Consider the following 22,448-nt stretch of genomic DNA (forward strand, 5'->3'; position numbering starts at 1 on the left):
ATGAAATTTTTATGCAAATTAATTAATAATATAATGATTCACAATATTAATTTAAAAAATATGAATCATTATTGTGAAATATGTAACTTTGCCAATATAATTAGCCTTTTATAAATGAAAAGATTTTCAAGATTTAATGAGTATAAAGCTCTGGCATATAGGATTTTATTGGTTTATATTTTTTACTTTATTGCTCGAATTTTGTTCTATCTTTATAATGTAAATTTAATTAAAATTAATTCTTTTTTCGATTTTGCGCGCCTTTCTTACCACGGAATTGCATTTGATACTACAACCATACTTTACACCAATATTTTATTCATTGTTTTATCGGTTTTACCTTTAGTTGTCAATACCAAAAAAGTATTTCAAAAGATTCTATTCTACCTTTATTTTACAACGAATTTATTAATGTATTCCTTTAATTTTGTTGACTTTATTTATTACCGATATTCGTTTAATAGAAGTACTAGAGCATCATTGGACACCTTTCAAAACGAAGATAAAACTACGCTATTATTGAATTTTATTGTAGGTTATTGGCATGTTTTTTTATTGTTTTTTTTGTGTGCGTTTGTTTGGATTTACCTTTACAAAAGAGTAAAAATTGCTGAGGTAAGTGTAAAACCAAGTATTAATTATTTCTTGGGAGCAACAGCCAGTTTTTTAATAATAGCAACGCTTTGTGTAGGCGGAATTCGTGGCGATTTTAAAAAGAGTACGCGACCAATAAATTTGCTCGATGCAAGTCGTTATGTTACCCATAATTCGCAAGCCGATTTGGTTTTAAATACACCTTTTGCAATCATTAGAACTTGGACAGCAAATACCTTTAAAAAAGTCAATTTAGTCGATAAAAAAGTAGTTGACACGTTATTAGTTCCGATAAAGCAATATAAAAATAACCCTAAGACTAAACCCAATATCGTAATTTTAATATTAGAAAGTTACGGTCGCGAGTACATAGGTGCGTTTAATAAGAACACAAAAATTCCTGATTATAAAAGTTATTCACCATTTGTAGATTCACTTGCGCAACACAGTATGATTTATACTAATGCTTATGCAAATGGATGGAAATCTATACACGGAATGTCATCTATTATTGCCGGAATTCCATCGTTTAAAGACGCATTTACGTCATCGGCATTTTCAAAACAAAAAATAGAATCATTGGTTTCGGTTTTGAATGGTGAAGGTTATGACACTTCGTTTTTTCATGGTGCACCAAATGGATCAATGGGATTCTTGGGTTTTTCTAATATTCTTGGCTATGATCATTATTATGGTAAAAACGAATATAATAATGATGCCGATTTTGATGGTGTTTGGGGAATTTGGGATGAGCCTTTCTTTCAGTATTTCAATAAAACCTTATCACAGAAAAAGACGCCATTTATGGCAACATTATTTTCGGTTTCTTCACACGAACCTTATACTGTTCCCGAAAAATATCAAGGTAAATTTGATAAAGGAACGGTAAATATTCATCAAACGATTGGTTATACCGACATGGCTTTAAAGAAGTTTTTTAACGCTGCCAAAAAAGAGAAATGGTATGACAACACTATTTTTGTTCTTGTAGCCGATCATGGAAATACAATTGCTTATGACGAATATAGAAAGGAAGCCAATAAACATACTGTTCCAATTTTGTTTTTTACTCCAAACAAAAAGTATGTTGGGGAAAATAACGAATGGGCGCAACAAATTGATATTTATCCAACGTTATTAGATATGATTGGATACGATAAGCCATTTAGAAGTTGGGGTAGAAGTTTGATAAATCCCAATGATGTTAAGCCATTTGCAATAAAACACAATTCTAAAGAGTATATGTTTATGAGTGGTAATTATATTTGTACTTTTAACGAAAAGAAAGCCATTGGCTTCTATGATAAAGATGACAAAGATTTGAAAAACAATCTTATAAATAATAGAAATAAAGAAATGGATATTTTGGAATTGCGTTGCAAAGCGTTTCTTCAAGATTATATGGAGCGAATTATTGATAAAAAATTAGATTCTAAATAGAATGGGACAATAAGTTTTTAAAAAGCGTTTCAATTTTTGAAGCGCTTTTTATTATTTATAAACTTAATTCTAATGTGAATTCATTAATGAAAGTTTCACATTACTTTTTTGGCCTCGAACCCATATAAAATGTTAATTTAGAACCAGCAGTGATGTCACTATGTTTGATAAATAAATCGGGTAACACTTTTCCGTTTAAAACTACTTTTTGAACATACACATTTTTATCGTTTTGATTGATTACATCAACCGTGAAAGTAATTCCGTTTTCTAAAGTTAAAACTGCATTGTTAACTGATGGCGAACCAATAGCATATTCATCACTACCTGGTGCCACTGGATAAAATCCTAAGGCAGAGAAAATATACCACGCACTCATTTGTCCGCAATCGTCATTTCCACCCAAACCGTCAGGTGTTGGTTTGTATTGCATTTTCATGATTTTTCTAACTTGAGATTGTGTTTTCCAAGGTTGATTGGTCCAATTATAAAAATAGGCGACATGATGTGCTGGTTCGTTTCCGTGAACGTATCCGCCAATTATTCCTTCACGAGTAATGTCTTCGGTTTCTGCAAAAAACGAATCGGGTAAATGCATCGAAAACAACGTATCCAATCGTGCTGAAAATTGGTCTTTTCCACCCATTTTCTCAATCAATTCGGTTGGATTGTGTGGTACAAAAAAGCTGTAATTCCAACTATTACCTTCTATAAATCCTTGACCGTGTGTGGATAAAACATCAAAGTTGCTTTTGAACGTTCCGTCAGCTAATTTTGGTTGCATAAAACCTGTTGCTGCGTTAAAATTATTTTTCCAATTGGCAGATCGTTTTATAAATTCGTCATAAACATCTTGTCGGTTTAACTTCTTAGCAATTTGAGCAATACACCAATCGTCATAGGCATATTCTAAAGTATTTGAAACCGAAGTGCCACTTTTCTCAGCAGGAATAAATCCCAAATCCATGTAATAACCAATGCCTTCATAATTTCGATGTTTGGCTGTTGTAACGCAAGCATCTAAAGCTTCATTTGCATTTCCGTTGTAAACACCTTTTATAATCGCATCAGCAAGCACCGAAACGGTGTGGTAACCGCTCATACACCAATTGTCATTGGCATAATGCGACCAAATAGGCAACATCTTCAACGCACTTTGATTGTAATGCGCCATCATCGATTTTACCATATCATTGTTGCGAGAAGGCTGAATGATGTTGAAAAAAGGATGCAACGCTCGGTACGTATCCCATAACGAAAACGTACTGTAATTGGTAAAATCTTTGGCTGTATGAACGTCTTGATCCAAACCTTTGTATTGTCCATCAACATCAGTATAAACCGTCGGGTTTATAAACGTGTGATACATTGCCGTGTAAAAATTGACTTTGGTATCTTCAGAAGCTGTGATGGCGATTTTATTTAACTCAGCATTCCATTGTTTTTGTGCGTTGGTTTTTACTTTTTCAAAATCCCAATCTTTAATTTCCGATTGCATGTTTTCTAAAGCATTTGCCTGACTTACAGAAGATAAAGCAAATTTAATTTGAATCTTCTCGGCTTCATTCGTTTTGAAATCAAAATGCATTCTAATGTTTTTTCCTGCTATTTCTGGAAAGTTTTTAGTTTCGTCAAATTTTCTCCAAAAGCCACGATACGGTTGTTTCTCATCGTAATTCTTTTGTCCGTAGCTGATAAATGGTTTCGAAAAAGACATCGCAAAATAAACGGTTTTAGTTCGTGCCCAACCATTCGTTTGACGATAACCAGTAATCAAAGTGTCGTTTACTACACGAACGTACGTCCAAGTGTTTTTCTCTTTATAGTTGTAAATTCCTGCCATTAAATCCAAAATAATATGACTTTCGTCTGATTTTGGAAACGTATATTGATGCATTCCAACACGTGTTGTGGCAGTCATTTCGGCTAGAATATTATCGTCGTCGAGTTTTACTTTGTAATATCCAGCTTCGGATGTTTCATTAGCATGTGAAAACGAAGAACGATAACCACTTTTAGGATTGGTTGCTGTTCCGGGATTCAGTTGCAGTTTGCCTTGCGTGGGCATAATTAGAAAGTCGCCCAAATCAGAATGTCCTGTTCCACTAAAATGTGTATGACTAAAACCTACAATTGTTTTGTCTTCATAGCGATAACCAGCGCAATATTTGTACACATCACCATTGTATTTTCCGTTTAATTCATACGAAATAGTATCGGTCTCGGGACTCAATTGCACCGCTCCAAACGGAACTGTCGCACCAGGATAAGTATGTCCCATTTTTTCGGTACCGATGATGGGTTTTACATATTTTACAAGGTTTTGTTGTGCAAATGTTGTACAATAGGATAGAAGTAGTAAGAGCAATGAGAGTTTTTTCATGGGGAATTGAATAATCTTTTATAAATGTAAATATAAGATTTTGATTTAAATTGGTAGATAAAAAAAGCACTTTGGTTAGAAAGTGCTTTTGGGATTTTTATTTGTCGTTGGTGTTAAAATCTTTTGTTTTTTGTTGGAGTTCCTTGTACGTTAGCTTTGTTAAGGTTTCTAGAATGTTCTCGTTGTTTTCGTTTTGTTGCAAGTTTTTCAACGGATAATTGTCTGGATATTGTTTGCCTTTTTCGGGAGTCCATGAGAGTAGGTCATTAGGCTCGCAGTTCAAGGCGTCGCATAATAGTTCTATGTGGTCTAATCGATATACTCTTGTTTTATTGCCTAAAATGTGGTTTGTAGAATGTGGTGTAAGACCTGCTTTTACTAAAAAGGTGTATGGTTTTTCTATTCCTCTTGCTTTAAAAATAGGGGTTAAGTTTAGTGTTAACATAATTAAGTTGTTAAAAATTAAAGATAGTATTGTAAAATTCTAAAATAGTTTTCTAAAAAACAAATATATGTAGTTAAAAATTAAATTGCGGTTTTAAGAAATCTAATTTAGGATTCAAAAATCTAATAGTAGTATTAAATAAATCCAATAGTAGTTTCTATAAATCCAATTTCGGATTTAAAAAATTAAAAGTAGTATGTTAAAAATTAAATATATTATGTAAAAATACCAAAGTAGTATTCAATAAATTAAAGATTAGGTTGTAGAAATCTAAATTGTGTAGTGTGAATTTTAAATAGGGTAGTGTGAAGTTTAAATTTACTTTTGATTTTTTCGGTTCTTGTTAATGTCCAAGAACTTGTAAAGTTAATTTCTTTGTGGGCACGGATTGCAAATCCGCGCTATCGGGTTGTAAGTATGTTTATTAGGAAAGGTATTAATATTAAACTGAAATACCATTTATTTAAAGTTTTCTCCATAGTTTAATCATTTATTTATATTTTTTTACAATTTAACATAACATCCAAATTCTAAATCTCTTGAAGTTAATCTTTAATTTCTTTGTGGGCACGGATTGCAAATCCGCGCTATCTGGTTTCCAGCGTCAGAGGTAGAACAAAAGTAAATCATATGGCAGATAAAAAAATGAAATCATTGTTACAAATGTGTGCGTTGTCAGCAATAAAATATGACCCACAACTCAAGGAATATTATAATAATAAAAAAGAAGAAGGAAAAAATGGCATGTTGGTTTTAAACAATATAAGATGCAAAATCATAAGCCGAGTTTTCTCTGTTGTTAATAGACAAACTCCATTTATAAATACTTATAAATTTGCATCCTAATTTTAATAATTATACTTGTTTTTTATCATAGAATGCGCTATCTGGGTTTATAATTTTTGAAATTTATAGTTTTTGATATTTCTAATATTTTGATTAAAACTTATTCCTAAAGCAAATATTGGTTTTTTTTCGAGCTTATATTTGGATGCATATTCCTTTTCAATTATCTGGTCAAGTGCTTCCTGACTATCGTCAGAGTCTAATGAAAATTTAAACTCAAGAATGTATATTTTGTTAGAAAATCTTATTACGCAGTCAATCCTTCCAATATTTGTGGTGTCTTCCGGTATTATTTCAAAGCCTAATAGCTTTAATATTAAATAAACGTTTGCATGATAATATCCTTCCGATTCTTTTGCTATTGCATAAGAAACTGAAGAAAATATAGATTTTAAATCTTCAACAAATAAATGAACATTTTCTTTTATTAGATGATACCTTAATTGCTGATATAAAAGAATATTTTCATCTTCTAAATCATAAATTTCAAATGTATAATCGATAGCTTTTATTATTTTGTTTTTGAATTCAATAAAATCTCTAATTATATAACTAGTTTTTTCATTAATTTCATTTTCATTTAAGAGATAACTATTTTTCTCAATGTATTCCTTGAAATTTTTTAAGAAAGTGAGCAGCTCATCTGGAGTAGTAAATCTATTCGGTACTAAACTAGGATATTTTAAATGCTCTTCAATATTTGAATTTACACTATTTAAGAAATCTAATATTTCTGCACCATTTTCTAATTTATAAATTCCCCATTGTCGTTGCTCTTGAGTTGTACGATAAAATAAATCCAATTCGAAAATATTATTTTCCAAAAAATCATTTAAATAAGTTTCGATTCTATTAAGTCTTGTCATATTTACGGAGGTTTCAATAATTGCTGGTAACGTTCCAGCGCTTGGCGAGGTTGCGAACTTCGGAACTGATTTTTTTCTATCAAACATAAAATTTCTTGCGAAATTTAAACATGAATTTACTACAAAATTCGCAATCTTGCCAAACGAGTGTTGGCATTAGTTCATATTAGTAATCCAGAATATCGATAATATTAGCTCGATTTAAAGTTTCAATATCATTCTCATTTATTACAACAACTTTGATATGATTTTTATCTTTAAAGGGCTTATTAACATAAGTGAAAGCTTCATTAGATTCACTTTCCATTTTTGTTTCAGTTTTTAAAATGATAAATAATATAGGCTTTACTTTGCGTTCAATCGTATTTTTATAAACTTGAGCCATTAAATCAAGTTTAATTCCAATATCTTTCAAACTGTTTTTGTTAAAGCTATTAGGAAAATATTTGACTTCAATTATAAAGTCATGTTTTCTGTGTTCTTTAGTTTCAATTATTAAATCATATTCGTAACCTTGTAATCTTCTATTAGAAAGAATTCGGTAATCAGGATATAGATTTTTTAATAAAACCTCAAATATCTTTCTTTCAATCGCAATATATTTAGGAATATATTCTTCTTTAGGAATTGTTTTTTTAACATTAGTTTGATTCTCTTCATTACCGACAAATTCCTCGAATGCTTTTTCTGCTTTTTTATTTACTTCTTTACTATCTAATTCTTGACTTATTTCGATACCGTCTCTGCCTAATTTGATTTTGTCACCTTTCTTAATTCTATCACCTATGTTATCTATAAAATTTTTGAGTTGTTTTCTAATTACAAAAAAAACTATTAATACAGTCAAAGGCCATAATATATCTGATAAAAGTTTACAATCACAAAGATTAAATAGGCAATCATTTTGGTCTTTTGAAGTAATTGTTTCTATTGTTATATGTCTTTCAGACAAAGAGTTTTTCAATTTGTCTTTACTCTTAGTTATTGTATCATGTTTAACAATTGTCTTCATGTATCTTTTTTTTGTATTACTATCAACTTGTGTATACTCGCTACAAACAAACGTTTAAAAATAATTATAAATGTTTGTAAACATTTGCTAATATATAAAAAATCCCTAACTGCTATAACACAATCAGGGATTTTATATATAGTAAAAACGATTTATTGTTTCTCAATCCACAACCTCGCATTTACAAATGCTTCAATCCATGGCGAAACTTCATCGTTGCTGTCTTTTGGGTAATGTGCCCAATTCCAAGGAAAAGTAGAACGCTCAATGTGTGGCATCATCACCAAATGTCTTCCTGTTGTGTCGCACATCATTGCCGTGTTAAAATCTGAACCGTTTGGATTGGCAGGATAACCTTCGTAACCATATTTTGCTACAATATTATACTGACTTTCGTCATAAGGCAATTTGAATTTTCCTTCACCATGCGAAACCCAAACTCCCAATGTCGTTCCGGCCAATGTAGATAACATCACCGAATGATTTTCTTGCACTTTCACCGATGTAAAAATACTTTCGTGTTTGTGTGAATCGTTGTGTTGCATTTTTCCGTGAATTTCATGCTCTGGATTTACCAATTCTAATTCCATAAACAATTGGCATCCATTACAAATTCCGACAGATAAAGTGTCTTCACGCTTAAAGAAATTCTTTAAAGCCGTATTCGCTTTTTCGTTGTATTTGAATGCTCCTGCCCAACCTTTAGCCGAACCTAAAACATCCGAATTTGAAAATCCACCAACAGCTCCAATAAACTGAATGTCTTCAAGAGTTTCTCTTCCTGAAATCAAATCGGTCATGTGAACGTCTTTTACATCAAATCCCGCTAAGTACATCGCATTCGCCATTTCTCGTTCCGAATTACTTCCTTTTTCACGAATAATAGCTGCTTTTGGACGTGCATTACTAGGTAACGAAGGAAGTTTTCCAGTAAAATGACTTGGAAAAGTATAGTGTAACGCTTGATTTTTGTAATTATCAAATCGCTCTTTGGCTTTGTTATTTTTTGTTTGTTTTTGGTCGAGTAGGAACGAGGTTTTGAACCAAGTGTCTCTGTAATTGTGAATTGTGAATTGTAAATTGTGAATTGATAATTGTCCAGAATTTTCAACAGTTCCAATTTTAGAGAAACTTACGTTATCAGATTGTAATGCTTTTTCAAATGTGGCATCGTCTTTGGCTTGAAGCACCACCGCAATATTTTCTGAAAATAAAATCTTCACTAAATCTTTTTCCGTGAAGGAATCAAACGAAATTTTAGCTCCTAAATTCACATCGGCAAAACACATTTCTAATAAAGTTGTGATTAATCCACCACTTCCAATATCATGTCCTGCAACGATTTGATCGTCTTTAATTAAATTTTGGATCGCATTGAAAGCACGTTTGAAGAAATCAGCATCTTTAATCGTTGGCGTTTCCGATCCAATTTTGTTTAAGGTTTGAGCAAATGAACTTCCGCCTAATTTAAAATCATCTTGCGATAAATTGATGTAATATATTGAACCGCTTGTCATTCCATCGCCATGGAATCTAAAAACAGGTTCAACCACTTTAGAAATCGCATCACAATTTCCTGCAGCCGAAATAATTACCGTTCCTGGAGCAATAACTTCGCCATCGGCATATTTTTGTTTCATCGAAAGCGAATCTTTTCCTGTTGGAATATTGATTCCCAATTCGATTGCAAATGTAGAACACGCTTCAACAGCTTCGTATAATCGTGCGTCTTCACCTTCGTTTTTACACGCCCACATCCAGTTGGCAGAAAGAGAAACACTTTTTAAATTATCTTTTAAAGGAGCAAAAACAATATTCGATAACGCTTCGGCAATAGCATTCCTACTTCCGGCTTTTGGATCAATCAACGCCGAAATTGGCGCATGACCAATAGAAGTTGCAATTCCTTCTTTTCCGTTGTAGTCTAAAGCCATTACACCAACATTATTTAATGGTAATTGTAATGGTCCAACACATTGTTGTTTAGCTACTTTTCCGCCAACGCAACGATCGACTTTATTGGTTAACCAGTCTTTACAAGCAACGGCTTCAAGTTGAAGAACATTTTCTAAATAGGCCGGAATATTTTCTTGAGAATATTCTAAATCGGCGTAATTTCTTGTGATGGTTTTGTCGGCCATTATTGTTTTTGGCGAACTTCCAAACATATCTTCTAGAGCAAAATCCATTGGTTTTTCGCCAGTAGTTTTACTTTCAAATGTAAATCGGTGATCACCAGTTACGTCACCCACTTGATACATCGGTGAACGTTCTCTATCGGCAATGCGTTGTAAGGTGTCAATGTCTTTCTGACCAATAACCAATCCCATACGTTCTTGCGATTCGTTACCGATTATTTCTTTAGCCGAAAGCGTTGGATCTCCAACAGGCAATTTGTCTAAATCAATCAATCCACCAGTTGCTTCCACTAGTTCTGACAAACAATTTAAATGTCCACCAGCGCCATGATCGTGAATAGAAACTATCGGATTTTCATCACTTTCTACCATGCCACGAATAGCGTTGGCAGCACGTTTTTGCATTTCAGGATTCGAACGTTGGATTGCGTTTAATTCGATTCCAGAACCAAAAGCTCCAGTATCTGCAGAGGAAACTGCTGCGCCACCCATACCAATTCTATAATTTTCACCACCAAGAATTACAATTTTATCACCAACTTTTGGTTCGTGTTTTTGTGCTTGAGATAATTTTCCGTAACCAATTCCACCAGCTTGCATGATTACTTTGTCGTAACCTAACTTTCTGTTTTCTTCGTTATGTTCGAATGTCAAAACCGAACCAGTAATTAAAGGTTGCCCAAATTTATTTCCAAAATCGGAAGCACCATTTGAGGCTTTAATTAAAATATCCATTGGAGTTTGATACAACCATTTGCGTTCTTCAAATCCTAATTTATTTTCTTGCAAACGCGAGTAAGCTGTCATGTAAACAGCAGTTCCAGCTAATGGTAGCGAACCTTGTCCGCCAGCCAATCTATCTCTAATTTCACCACCAGAGCCAGTTGCTGCACCGTTGAAAGGTTCTACTGTTGTTGGGAAATTGTGTGTTTCTGCTTTTAATGAAATAACCGAATCAAATTGTTTTTTAGAATAAAAATCGGGTTTGTCGGCGCTTTTTGGTGCAAATTGTTCTACAGTTGGTCCTTTTACAAACGCAACGTTATCTTTGTATGCCGATACAATATCGTTAGGATGTTCGGCAGAAGTTTTCTTAATTAATTTGAATAATGAAGACGGTTTTTCTTCGCCATCAATTACGAAAGTTCCGTTGAAAATTTTATGACGGCAGTGTTCTGAATTGACTTGAGAGAATCCAAAAACTTCTGAATCAGTTAGTTTTCGGTTTAATTTTTTTGCTAAATTATCTAGGTAATCCACTTCGTCCTGACTTAAAGCTAAACCTTCTTGCTTGTTGTAAGCAGCGATGTCTTCAATTTCAAGAACTGCTTCAGGTTGAATGTTGATGGTGAAAATATCCTGATTTAAATTGGAATACTTTTGAAAAAGCATTGGATCAAAATCAGAGAAATCTTCTGAAACTTTTTCAAATTCTTCAATTCTGATGATGCCTTCGATACCCATATTTTGAGTAATTTCTACAGCATTAGTGCTCCAAGGTGTTACCATTGCGGCACGAGGTCCAACAAAAAAATCCGCAAGAACGGATTTATCTATTTTGTGTGCGTTAGCGAATAACCAATTTAGTTTTGAGATAGTTTCTGTAGAAAGTTCGTTTTGCGCTTGAACGGCAAAAACAGTTGTACTTTCGTTTCCGAAAAAATGAATCATTGTGTTGTTGTTTAATCTGAACTTGTTTCAGATTCTCATCTGATTAAGGTTCAATTTTAGTTGTGGTGCAAATTTAAGGCAAATTGTACGTTATGCCAAATAAGATGCAAATAGTTTTTAACGAGTTTTTGACAATTTAAAGAATATAAAAATTCTTGCAAAGAAAATTTTTATACTTTTGAATTTCAAATTTTTATTAGATGAAACAAATTTACTTATTTATTGTAATGCTTGTGGGATTGGGTTTGAACGCTCAGGTGATTAATTTTCCCGATGAAGCATTTAAATCTAAACTATTATCAGCAAATAGTTGGAATCATGTTGCAGAAAATGCTGCTGGTATTAGTGTTGTGATTGATATTAATAATGATGGGGAAATACAAGTAAGTGAAGCTCTTTTAATTAGAAAAATAGATGTGTATAATGGTGGATATATTCAAAGTATTGTAGGTATAGAGTATTTCACAAATCTAACTTCTTTGAATTGTTCGTATAATGGAATTTCAACAATTAATGTCAGTAATTTGTTAGAACTTAAAATTCTAAATTGCAATGATAATCTAGCGCTAACCTCATTAAATATTAGTGGACTAAGTGAGTTAGAAGAGTTGAATGCATATCAATGTAGCTTAACTTCTCTAAATCTAAATGGTTTAAGTTCAATTAAAAAAATTAATTGTAATACGAATAATCTCACTACACTTGATTTGAGCTCACTGACTAATTTAATTGAGGTGCATTGTAGTAATAATATTTTAACTTCAATTAATACTAATGGTTTATCTAATCTAAAATTTTTTTATTGTGGTATCAATCAATTAACTTCTTTTGACTTTACTAATCTAACAGCACTTGAAGAACTAAATGTAAGTTTCAATGTTAATTTAACAAGTATCAATGTCACAGGAATGCAGACATTAAAGAAATTGGAATGCAATGGTTGCCAACTTTCTTCATTAACCTTAATTGATTTACCAAATTTGTTTTATTTGAATTGTAGTAATAATCTATTTCAGACATTAAATTTATCGAGTTTAACAAGCCTTATTATTCTTGATTGTAGTTTTAATCAATTGATATCACTTGAATTTGGAAATTTAAATGGACTAGAGAACCTTAATTGTTCGGTTAATCAACTTTTCAATTTAAACATAGAAAATATGATAAATTTGAGTGGTCTATTCTGTTATGGTAACGTTCTCGAACAATTGGATCTCTCTCCATTTCAACAATTAGTTAATCTTTCATGTTCATCTAACCAATTGCAATCTCTTGATTGTAGTATGCTACCAAATTTGCAATTTCTTGATTGCCAAGAAAACCAACTCGAGTTCCTCAATATAAAAAATGGAAATTCAACAGGTTGTAATTTTTATGGTAATCCAACTTTAGAATATCTGTGTGTTGATGAAGATAAAGTTACAAATTTACAAATTTTAGTTCTTACTAGTTATCAATATTCAAATATGACTAATTGTTTAGTAGGTAGTTATTGTTCTTTTACTCCAGGTGGAAATTATTACACTATCCAAGGAAGTCAAAAGTTTGATTCAAACTTAAATGGTTGTGATAGTAATGATGCAATATTTCCAAATTTAAATTTTAATATCACTGATGGATTTTCTTCAGGAAATATAATTGCTAATACTTCTGGTGATTATTCAATTTTTGTAGGTCAAGGTACACATACTATTACTCCAATTCTTGAAAACCCTACTTATTTTAATATATCTCCATCAAGTTTACAGCTTACATTTCCTGAAACAATTAGTCCAAATAATCAAAATTTTTGCATTACACCAAATGGAGTTCATAATGATTTGGAAGTAGTAATTATTCCATTAATTCCAGCTAGACCGGGATTTGATGCAACGTATAAGATAATCTATAAAAATAAAGGAAATTCTACTTTGTCAGGTTCAGTTGTATTTAATTTTGAAGATGACAAAATGGATATACTTTCTTCAATACCAAATTACTCATTGCAATCTACAAACCAATTGACTTATAATTATACAAATTTATCTCCATTTGAATCAAGAGAAATTTTAATTACAATTAATATTAATTCACCCATGGAAATAACAGCTGTTACTATTGATGATCAATTAAATTTTGCTGCAGACATATATCCATTTTTAGGTGATGAATTTTTGCAAGATAATAATTCCAGCTTGAAACAAATTGTTGTTGGTTCATTCGATCCTAATGATAAAACCTGTATTGAAGGAAATACAGTTGGAACAGAAATGATTGGTCAATATATTCATTATATTATTCGTTTTGAGAATACCGGAACCTTTCCTGCTGAAAATATTGTAGTGAAAGACATGATTGATTTAACCAAATTTGATTTAAGTACTTTGATACCCGTAAGTTCAAGTCATTCATTCGTCACTCGAATTGCCTCTAATGGAAGCGTAGAATTCGTTTTCGAAAATATTCAGCTGCCTTTTGATGATGCTAATAATGATGGATATATTGTATTCAAAATTAAAACCATATCAGGTTTGTATATTGGAGATATTTTAACAAATAAAGCTAATATTTATTTTGATTATAATTTTCCAATTGAAACTAATATGACTTCAACAACAATTCAAAATTTAACAATAACGGATTTTAATTTTAATGACTTTGTAGTATTATATCCAAATCCAACAGATAGTATTTTAAATTTTAAAATAAAAAATAATATTGATATTTCTTCAATTAATATTTATAATTCTTTAGGTCAATTAGTTTTAGTTACAACTAATCCAAAAGAATCTATAAATGTTTCAACATTGAAGACAGGAATGTATTTCGTAAAAATAGTTTCAAATTTAGGTGAATCAAATAGTCAATTTTTAAAAGAATAGTTTTTTTAAGGAATAAACTGATAAGCACCCAAATCTGTTGAAGTTGTTCTGTCAATTCCTGTAATATCAGTTGGGAATAATGCTGTTGCTGTTGCATCATGTGGCAAATTCAAATCTTCGGATAACCATAATTGGTTTAAAGATTCATCTTCAAATTTTGGGTTGAAAACAGTTGAATTGTTTGCTATAGAACAGTTTGAATAATTTGTGGTGTTTGTTGGCGGATAGAACGTATTATTATTTGTATTATTTGATTTTATTAAACAATTTGCGAATTCATAATTAAACGCGTTTGTTCCTTTTCTATCAATTAATAATTCATTTTGATTGGAACCATAAATGATACAATTTGTAAAGCTAAAATCATTTACTGGACTGTTTGCATAAATTTCTGTTTCAGTTTCTACATAGTCATTTAGTAAAACCGCCGCTTGTTGCGAACTTGGCCAGGTATTGTTGAAAGTGCAATGTGTAAAATTGTACGTTCCTCCATAGGTGCATGCTAACGTAGCTTGACCGGCATTGTTTATTACAAGATTACTTCCTTCAATAGTTGATTTTCTTGCCAAGATTCCAACATTTGAACAATCATAAATTTGAGAGTTTTTAATATTTAGATAAGGTATACTTGTGTCTGTAAACAATGCTAAATTTTGTGATAAAATGCCAACAGTAGCATTTTTTATAGTCAAGTGATTAATGCTGTTTTGCGTTGAAGTCGAATGATTGATAATGGCACCCCATTGTCCAGGGACATTTGAGAAATCTGGTTCTAATCGGTCGCCTTCAAAAATGACTTCGTTTTCTAATGCGTCTGTTGTAGATAAATTTCCTTCAATTTTTAGAGTAGCATTTTTACTAATAATCAATCCGGAATTTGCATGAAAATGAACTCTAGCTCCTTGTTCTACGGTTAAAGTTTTTCCATCAGGTACAAAAGCGTAGCCATAAATTACATAAGGTTTAGAATTGTTCCATTCATATTCATTTCCATTTATTGGATCGTTTTCATCTAAATTACTACCAATTGCGATTACATTTTCGGCATTATCATCGAAACCTAAGTTTATTGTTTCATACAAAAATTCGCCATCAACTTCACTTCGTTGAGGATAGATAAAATAGGCATCCTGAATTAAAGTCACCAATTCCACCGTTTGAGGTGCGCCGCTTATATTGTGAAATTCTATTTTATCGGTATATAAAAAATCGGTTGGATTGGCACTTGCAACATCGGCCGTAACTTCAATAAAAATAAACATACTGTCTTTGGCAAGAAGTTCTACATCATTAAAGATTTTACCTTCGCCAATTCCGCTTGCGTCACTATCTTCACCAGTTAATCCGTCGATCATCATTCTGTATTTCGAACTTGTACCTTTTGCTAATTGAATTTTTGGTATAGAAATATCGTTATCACTTTTATTGTAAACCTTTAATCGATAGGTACTTGAGCCAATATTTGTAAAAACGGTATCTAAGTAAACAGTATCTTTAGAAAAAGTCAATCCGCCTTTACTTGGTTGGAATTCAAAGTCATTTCGACAAGAACTAAGCGAGATTATAAGTCCGAAAAGGAATAAGAATAGAGAATTTCTCATGTATAAAACTAATTTTGGTAAATGTATGTATTTATTTGAAATTTCAAAAAAGGTTTGATTAAAATTACAAACGCAATAAGTATCGATTTAGTTTGTATTTGTTAAACTATCTGACATTTCTCCTAAAAATAACTAATTTTGCAAAAAAAAATACTATGTCTTTCGATAAAGAAAAAATGTTAAAACTCTGCAACGAGTGGTCTAAAAACACTTTGATGGAAACCCTTGAAATTGAGTATATTGATGCTGGAGAAACTTTTTTAAAAGCCACGATGCCAGTAAATTCGAGAGTACATCAACCGATGGGATTGCTTCATGGTGGCGCATCGGTTGCGTTGGCAGAAAGCGTTGGAAGTGCTGCATCAATCATGTTTGTCAATCCAGAAAGGCAAGAAGTTCGCGGAATTGAAATTTCTGCAAATCATTTAAAAAGTAAACGTGAAGGCATCGTTACTGCAACGGCAACCATCATTCACAAAGGCGCGAGTATTCATTTGTGGGAAATTAGAATTGTAGATGAAAACGAAAAGTTGATTTCACTTTGTAAATTAACCAACATGATTTTACCAAGTAAAGGACGATGAGTTTCTTATTTTCTAAAATAAAAGAACAGCAAGCGAATAAGCTACCATTTGTGTGTTATTGCAAACCTAATTCAGATAAAATCATTGCGCTTTTTCAGAAGAACGATGATTTGATTTCTTTGGATGATTCCGATGTTGGATTTGCTTTTGTATCTTTTGATAATGAAAAACGATATATAATTCCAGAACGATTATCGGATATTTATTTTGAAACGGTTTCAGCTTCAGATTACATTTTTCCGAAAACTATGATTTTAGAGACTGATTCAGATGCGAAAATAGCATTTGAATCTTTAGTCGAAAGTGGAGTAGAAGCGATACAAAGAGGCGACTTTGAAAAAGTAGTTCTTTCGAGAAAAGAATTGATTGAAGTTATGGATTTTGATATCGAATTGGTTTTCAATAAATTGATTTCTAATTATTCTAAAGCATTTAAATATTGTTTTTATCATCCTAAAATTGGTTTTTGGATTGGAGCAACTCCAGAACAATTTTTAAATGTTGATGAGAATTTGTTGAAAACAGTTTCTTTAGCCGGAACACAATTAGTTTCAAATGATGCTATAAAGTGGTCAGATAAAGAAGTTGACGAACAACAAATTGTAACTGATTACATTGTTGAAAATTTGAAATTATATTCAGATAATGTAACTTTTTCTGAACCTTATTCGCATCAAGCAGGAAATTTACTGCATATAAAAACCGATATTCAGGCGATTGTAAATGACGAAAATGCTATTTCTAAAATTATAAATGTATTGCATCCAACACCAGCAGTTTGTGGTTTTCCAAAAGAGAAGGCGAAAAAATTTATAATAGAAAATGAAGGTTATCAAAGAGAATTTTATGCCGGATTTTTGGGCGAGTGGAATAAAGATTTTGCTACTTTCAAACAAAAGCGATCTGATTTATTTGTTAATTTACGCTGCATGAAAATTGAAGAATCCGTTGCAAATTTGTACATTGGTTGCGGAATAACAAAAGAAAGCAATCCAGAAAAAGAATTTATTGAAACCGTAAATAAATCATTGACAATTAAAAGTGTGTTGTAAAGTACGAAGTTAGAAATACGAAGTACGATTTAAAAAATATAATATGAAATTAGATATATTGGCATTTGGTGCGCATCCAGATGATGTAGAATTGGGTTGTAGCGGAACGATAGCCAAGGAAATTTCACTTGGTAAGAAAGTTGGAATTATTGACTTAACTCGAGGTGAATTGGGAACACGTGGTTCTGTTGAAATACGAAATTCAGAATCGGCGAAAGCTTCGAAAATACTTGGTGTTTCTGTAAGAGAAAATCTTGATATGCGCGATGGTTTTTTTGTAAATGATGAAGCACATCAGATGAAAATCATTCAAATGTTGCGCAAGTATCAACCAGAAATTGTGCTTTGCAACGCCATTGTCGATAGACATATCGATCACGGAAAAGGAAGTAAATTGGTTTCGGATGCTTGTTTTTTATCTGGTTTACGAATGATTGAAACTAGTCTTGATGGTAAAATTCAAGCTGCTTGGCGACCAAAAGTGGTGTATCATTACATCCAATGGAAAAACCTGGAACCCGATTTTGTTGTTGATATTTCAGAATTTATGGATGTCAAAATGGAATCAATTTTGGCTTACAGTTCGCAATTTTATAATCCAAATACCAACGAACCGGAGTCGCCAATAAGTTCGAAAAACTTCCTGGATAGCGTAAAATACCGCGCACAAGATTTAGGTCGTATTGTAGGAGTAGATTATGCTGAAGGTTTTACTGTAGAAAGATATTTGACAGTCAATAGCTTAAGCGATTTGAAATAAATTTGAGATAAATTTTTGATTTTTTTCTTTGCACAAGCCAAGAAAAAGTATATATTTGCACTCGAATTACAAATGGTGATTGTAGCTCAGCTGGTTAGAGCATCGGTTTGTGGTACCGAGGGTCGCCGGTTCGAACCCGGTCATTCACCCAAAAAAAAAGTCTTGAAATTTTCAAGACTTTTTTCGTTTATATACTTTTCTATAATTTATTTTGCAGCCATTCTCTTTAAAATTGCCCATTGTTTCAATGCCGATCTAGCTTCAACAGCAGGATAACCTAGCATTACTTTTCCAGCAGGAATATCGGCTGCAACTCCAGATCCAGCGCCAACAATTGCTCCGTCACCAATTGTTATATGATCTTTTATTGATGCGCTTCCGCCAATAATCACGCCGTTTCCTAAAGTAACTGAACCAGCAAGACCACTATTTCCAGCCATAATACAAAATTTACCCAATTTAGAATTGTGACCTATTTGTACCAAATTATCAATTTTACAACCATCACCAATTATTGTAGAGCTAAATTTCCCTCTATCAACACAAGAGTTAGCTCCAATTTCTACATTATTTCCAATAACAACATTACCAATTTGCGGAATTTTAGCTAAACCTCTTTGTGGGCATGGAGAAAATCCGAAACCATCAGCACCAATGGTACAATTAGGATGTAAAATGCAATACGCACCAACATGACAACGTTCTCTTATTACCGTTCCAGACCAAATTATTGTATTTTTTCCAATAGTTACTTCATCCAAAATGGTTACATTTGGATAAATTGTGACATTTTCGGCGATAGTTACATTTGGTCCAACATAACTTCCAGCTCCAATTTTAGTACCGGCTCCAATAGTTGCGGAAGCATCAATAACAGCCGTTGGATGGACTTCATGACTAAATTTAGGTGCGTCTGGAGCAAACATTTCAAGAACTTGGCACATTGCTAAATCGGCATTTTTAACTTTTATAAATGCTTTATTTTCGCCTGGTTCAATAGAAATGTCTTCGTTTACAATAGCGACGCAAGCTTTAGAGTCTTTCCAAAATTTTTCATATTTTTTGTTTCCTATGAAGGCAATTTCGGTTTCGCTTGCTATTTCTAGTTGTTCTGGTGCAGTTATTTTATGATTAGTTTTGCCAATAACAATGCCTTTTAAAACTTCATTTATCTCTAAAACAGTAAGTGTTTTCATCGTGGGAGTTAGGTTTACGATGCCAAATATGGTAAATTGTTTTCACATTCACTAATTATTAACAAAACGCATTGTTACTTTTAAAAATATTCTAAATTTGTTTTTATAAAATATTCCTATGAAAAAAATATTCTTAATGTTAATTATACCTTTACTTTCTTTTGGACAATTTGAAAAATCAATCAAATTGAAAGTTGCAGTTATACAAAATTTTGTGCAAAAAGGTGAAGAAGGAGAGAAGATGTATTGGCAAACCAAAGGACAAATTACTTTTGGAATTGTAAACTATACCGAAGAACAAAATCCGATATTTAGGGATTTATTTATAAGTCAGTATAAAGAGATTGTTCCTATTTACAATAAAATGAATGAAACCAGTAATGAAGACGATAGTGCTTTATTCATTAAAATATTAATTAGGCAAGAAGAAGATTACAGAAAACTTTTGACAGAGGAGCAGTTAAAGAAGTATTTTGCTGCTTTAGCAGAATTTGAAAAGAGCAATCCTGAGGCCAATGATTCGTATACGTCTTTATTCTTTTCAGAAAGATTATTAAAAGAATACAAAGAACGGCTTTATTAAAAATAGAAAACGCTGTAAAATTAATTACAGCGTTTTTTTTTGGATTTAATTTCAAATTATTTTCCGTCTTTGTCAACTACTAAGCGCTTTTCTCTGTTTGCAATTTCCCAAGCTGTTGCAAAAGCCAATCTTGTTCTTTTTTCCAAAGCATCAAATTCAATTTTGTCAACTTCATCTGTTGGCTTGTGATAATCTTCATGGGTTCCGTTGAAATAAAATACTGATGGAATTCCGTTTTTCGCGAAATTGTAATGATCTGAACGATAGTAAAAACGATTTTTATCGGCTCTATCATTGTATTTGTAATCTAAAGCTAGACCAATATATTTTTTATTTACATCTTCACAAATGTTGTATAAATCGGTAGAAAGATAATCTGAACCAATTACATATACATAATTATTAGAATCTTTGTGGAAATCATCACGACGTCCAATCATGTCAATATTGATATCGGCAACCGTATTTTTTAATGGAAACAATGGATTTTCTGAATAAAATCGTGAACCGTGCAAACCGTGTTCTTCACCTGTTACATGTAAAATTAAAACTGAACGTTTAGGTCCGTTTCCTTCGCTTTTTGCTTTATGAAATGCTTGAGCGATTTCTAGCAATCCTACAGTTCCAGAACCATCATCATCGGCACCATTATAAATTTCACCATTTTTCATACCAACGTGATCATAATGAGCTGAAACTACCACAATTTCTTCTGGAAGTTCGCTACCTTCAATAAATGCCCAAATATTTTCTGAGTCACCAAGTTTTGGACTAAATCCTTTTTTCATGTATTCTGAAGGTACTTTTTGGTAGTAACTATCTGCACCTTTTGGAAACGGAATTCCATCTTTTTTATATTGATTAATCAAATAATTTCCAGCTAATTTCTGACCTTCACTACCTGTATTCCTACCTTGCATTTCATCGGAAGCAACGATGGTTAAATGGGTTTTTAATTCGGCAGCGGTAATACTATTTATATAACTTGGAACGTCAAGAGGTTTTTTGGTGGACGTTGCGGTTTTGGAATTGGAACACGACATAATTAACATGGATAATAATCCAATTGAGATGCTTTTTTTCATATGTTTAAATTTTATTTTTAGACGTAACATATGTTATCGCCTTTTTAACCATTGGTATTTGCTTACGCAAACTTTTTGTTAGTGGCGATTTCATAATTAATGTATATTAATAAATGCGTAAATAACTAATAAAACTGAAAGTAATGCTATTAAAAAAATATTGATAAATAATATTATGGTACTTTTTAAAAATGAAATTGCTCTTGTTTCGCCATAAAAACGATGATGTGCCGGAAAAAAATAATAGAACATCCAAATATAAGCAACAGCATTTATTAAAAATGAAAGCGTTGATTTTACCATGTTATCTCCAAGAAAATGCAATAAGCAATCACTAATTCCAATCAACAAAGAGATTAAAAGTAAGAATGAAAAATAGTGTAACGTGAAAATACCGTGATCAAAATAATACCATCTTTTTTTATTGTGAAACAACCACAAAACAAATGCAAATAATGGCATGTAAATGAATAATGCTTTTGGAAAATTATGCATAATTGATTCTAAAAACTTCTCCTTTAATTCTTCACTAGAATATTTATTATTTATAGGAATTGTTTTTTTTGCAAACCAATATTCAACATCATTAATTTCGTCTGGATTTACTTTTCTAATGGAATCCATTTCTGAAACCGACTTGTATTGCGAACCAAAGAAACGGTCATTATTTTTAAAAATAGCATCTTTTTTTGCTTCAGTAATATATTTAATTAAAGAATCAGCATTTTTATCTGATAAAACTCCTTTTTTTCTTAGATTTTCAATTTCTTGGACTTCTTCTTTTATTTTTGCTTTTAGAATTGAATCGTTTACTAATGAATCATTTTTTTCTAGATAATCTTCTGTTTCCTTATGATCATAGTAAGATTTTTTTGTTTCTTTTTTTGCGCCATTATCAAATTTTACGATATCATTATCTTCTTCATAATCAGGAAGTACCGCCATCAAAAAAAACGTCACAAAACTGATGAAAATATATAATCTAACTGGCGCCAAATAAGATAAGCGTTTTCCTGACAGATATTCTTTAGTTAATGAAGCTGGTTTTAATAAAAGATTTTTTATGGTTTTCCAAAAAGCATTTTCATAATGCGTTAAATCTTCAAAAAAGTGAATGAATAAATGATGGAATGTTTTTCTAGTATCGGTATTTTCTTGACCACAATTTGGGCAAAAACGATTATCAACTACATAATTGCAGTTGAGGCAAGTTTTATCTTTTCGTAACGGACTTTTGTGCGACATAAATTATCTGGAATAATAAACCGATGTAAATCTATTAAAAATATTTTATTATTACTTTTGCTTAGTAACATTAGTTATTAAATTTT

General features: G+C 31.7%; 16 protein-coding genes and 1 tRNA gene. 8 read left to right on the top strand and 9 right to left on the bottom strand.

The features are described from left to right. Positions 1–114 precede the first annotated feature (114 nt). The gene (locus LG45_RS09560; protein ID WP_035126528.1) at positions 115–2,034 is read left to right on the top strand and encodes an LTA synthase family protein; all 1,920 of its coding nucleotides are present in this window, start codon (positions 115–117) and stop codon (positions 2,032–2,034) included. Positions 2,035–2,134: 100 nt separating this feature from the next. Here LG45_RS09560 and LG45_RS09565 read toward each other — a convergent pair whose 3' ends face one another. Further along, on the bottom strand, positions 2,135–4,417 hold the full coding sequence (locus tag LG45_RS09565) for a GH92 family glycosyl hydrolase (protein ID WP_035126530.1): 2,283 nt from the start codon (positions 4,415–4,417) through the stop codon (positions 2,135–2,137). 97 nt (positions 4,418–4,514) lie between these two features. Then, positions 4,515–4,862, bottom strand: coding sequence for a helix-turn-helix domain-containing protein (locus tag LG45_RS09570; protein ID WP_035126532.1), 348 nt, complete (start codon positions 4,860–4,862; stop codon positions 4,515–4,517). Positions 4,863–5,492: 630 nt separating this feature from the next. Between LG45_RS09570 and LG45_RS09575 the strand changes: the two genes are divergently transcribed. Then, positions 5,493–5,708: a hypothetical protein gene (locus tag LG45_RS09575; protein WP_089046910.1), complete on the top strand. Its 216-nt coding sequence runs from the start codon at positions 5,493–5,495 to the stop codon at positions 5,706–5,708. Between the two features lie 47 nt (positions 5,709–5,755). On the opposite strand, the gene LG45_RS09580 is transcribed toward LG45_RS09575, so the two are convergent. From LG45_RS09580 to purL, 3 genes are all read right to left on the bottom strand, one after another. Next, complete coding sequence (locus LG45_RS09580; RefSeq protein WP_035126536.1) at positions 5,756–6,661, bottom strand: PD-(D/E)XK nuclease domain-containing protein; 906 nt, start codon at positions 6,659–6,661, stop codon at positions 5,756–5,758. Between the two features lie 79 nt (positions 6,662–6,740). Continuing rightward, a complete protein-coding gene (locus tag LG45_RS09585) occupies positions 6,741–7,586 on the bottom strand; it encodes a hypothetical protein (RefSeq protein WP_035126538.1) in 846 nt (281 codons plus the stop codon). 152 nt (positions 7,587–7,738) lie between these two features. Beyond that, complete coding sequence (purL, locus tag LG45_RS09590) at positions 7,739–11,395, bottom strand: phosphoribosylformylglycinamidine synthase (RefSeq protein ID WP_035126540.1); 3,657 nt, start codon at positions 11,393–11,395, stop codon at positions 7,739–7,741. A 200-nt stretch (positions 11,396–11,595) separates the two neighbouring features. Here purL and LG45_RS09595 point away from each other — a divergent pair, with 200 nt between their 5' ends. Continuing rightward, positions 11,596–14,256 (top strand): DUF7619 domain-containing protein, encoded by a 2,661-nt coding sequence (locus LG45_RS09595; protein WP_035126542.1) that lies wholly within the window; start codon positions 11,596–11,598, stop codon positions 14,254–14,256. 5 nt (positions 14,257–14,261) lie between these two features. On the opposite strand, the gene LG45_RS09600 is transcribed toward LG45_RS09595, so the two are convergent. Further along, complete coding sequence (locus tag LG45_RS09600; protein ID WP_035126544.1) at positions 14,262–15,857, bottom strand: hypothetical protein; 1,596 nt, start codon at positions 15,855–15,857, stop codon at positions 14,262–14,264. A gap of 155 nt (positions 15,858–16,012) precedes the next feature. Between LG45_RS09600 and LG45_RS09605 the strand changes: the two genes are divergently transcribed. The 4 genes from LG45_RS09605 (at position 16,013) to LG45_RS09620 (ending at position 18,403) form a co-directional block, all read left to right on the top strand. After that, positions 16,013–16,441: a hotdog fold thioesterase gene (locus tag LG45_RS09605; RefSeq protein WP_035126546.1), complete on the top strand. Its 429-nt coding sequence runs from the start codon at positions 16,013–16,015 to the stop codon at positions 16,439–16,441. After that, positions 16,438–17,493 (top strand): isochorismate synthase, encoded by a 1,056-nt coding sequence (locus tag LG45_RS09610; RefSeq protein WP_035126548.1) that lies wholly within the window; start codon positions 16,438–16,440, stop codon positions 17,491–17,493. The genes LG45_RS09605 and LG45_RS09610 overlap by 4 nt, the downstream gene beginning before the upstream one ends. A gap of 43 nt (positions 17,494–17,536) precedes the next feature. Then, positions 17,537–18,253 carry a bacillithiol biosynthesis deacetylase BshB1 gene (gene bshB1, locus LG45_RS09615; protein WP_035126550.1) on the top strand — a complete coding sequence of 239 codons (717 nt, stop codon included), beginning with the start codon at positions 17,537–17,539 and terminating at the stop codon, positions 18,251–18,253. Between the two features lie 74 nt (positions 18,254–18,327). After that, positions 18,328–18,403: transfer RNA gene (locus LG45_RS09620), tRNA-His, on the top strand. A 56-nt stretch (positions 18,404–18,459) separates the two neighbouring features. Here LG45_RS09620 and lpxD read toward each other — a convergent pair. Beyond that, a complete protein-coding gene (gene lpxD / locus LG45_RS09625) occupies positions 18,460–19,449 on the bottom strand; it encodes a UDP-3-O-(3-hydroxymyristoyl)glucosamine N-acyltransferase (RefSeq protein WP_035126552.1) in 990 nt (329 codons plus the stop codon). A 118-nt stretch (positions 19,450–19,567) separates the two neighbouring features. On the opposite strand from lpxD, the gene LG45_RS09630 reads away from it, so the two are divergent. Then, a complete protein-coding gene (locus LG45_RS09630) occupies positions 19,568–20,032 on the top strand; it encodes a hypothetical protein (RefSeq protein ID WP_089046909.1) in 465 nt (154 codons plus the stop codon). 56 nt (positions 20,033–20,088) lie between these two features. Here LG45_RS09630 and LG45_RS09635 read toward each other — a convergent pair whose 3' ends face one another. Together LG45_RS09635 and LG45_RS09640 are read right to left on the bottom strand one after the other, a co-directional pair. Then, positions 20,089–21,117: a M28 family metallopeptidase gene (locus LG45_RS09635; protein ID WP_035126556.1), complete on the bottom strand. Its 1,029-nt coding sequence runs from the start codon at positions 21,115–21,117 to the stop codon at positions 20,089–20,091. Positions 21,118–21,213: 96 nt separating this feature from the next. After that, complete coding sequence (locus LG45_RS09640; protein WP_035126558.1) at positions 21,214–22,362, bottom strand: DUF3667 domain-containing protein; 1,149 nt, start codon at positions 22,360–22,362, stop codon at positions 21,214–21,216. Positions 22,363–22,448 lie beyond the last annotated feature (86 nt).

It is taken from the genome of Flavobacterium aquatile LMG 4008 = ATCC 11947 (assembly GCF_000757385.1).
Classification (GTDB): Bacteria; Bacteroidota; Bacteroidia; order Flavobacteriales; family Flavobacteriaceae; genus Flavobacterium; species Flavobacterium aquatile.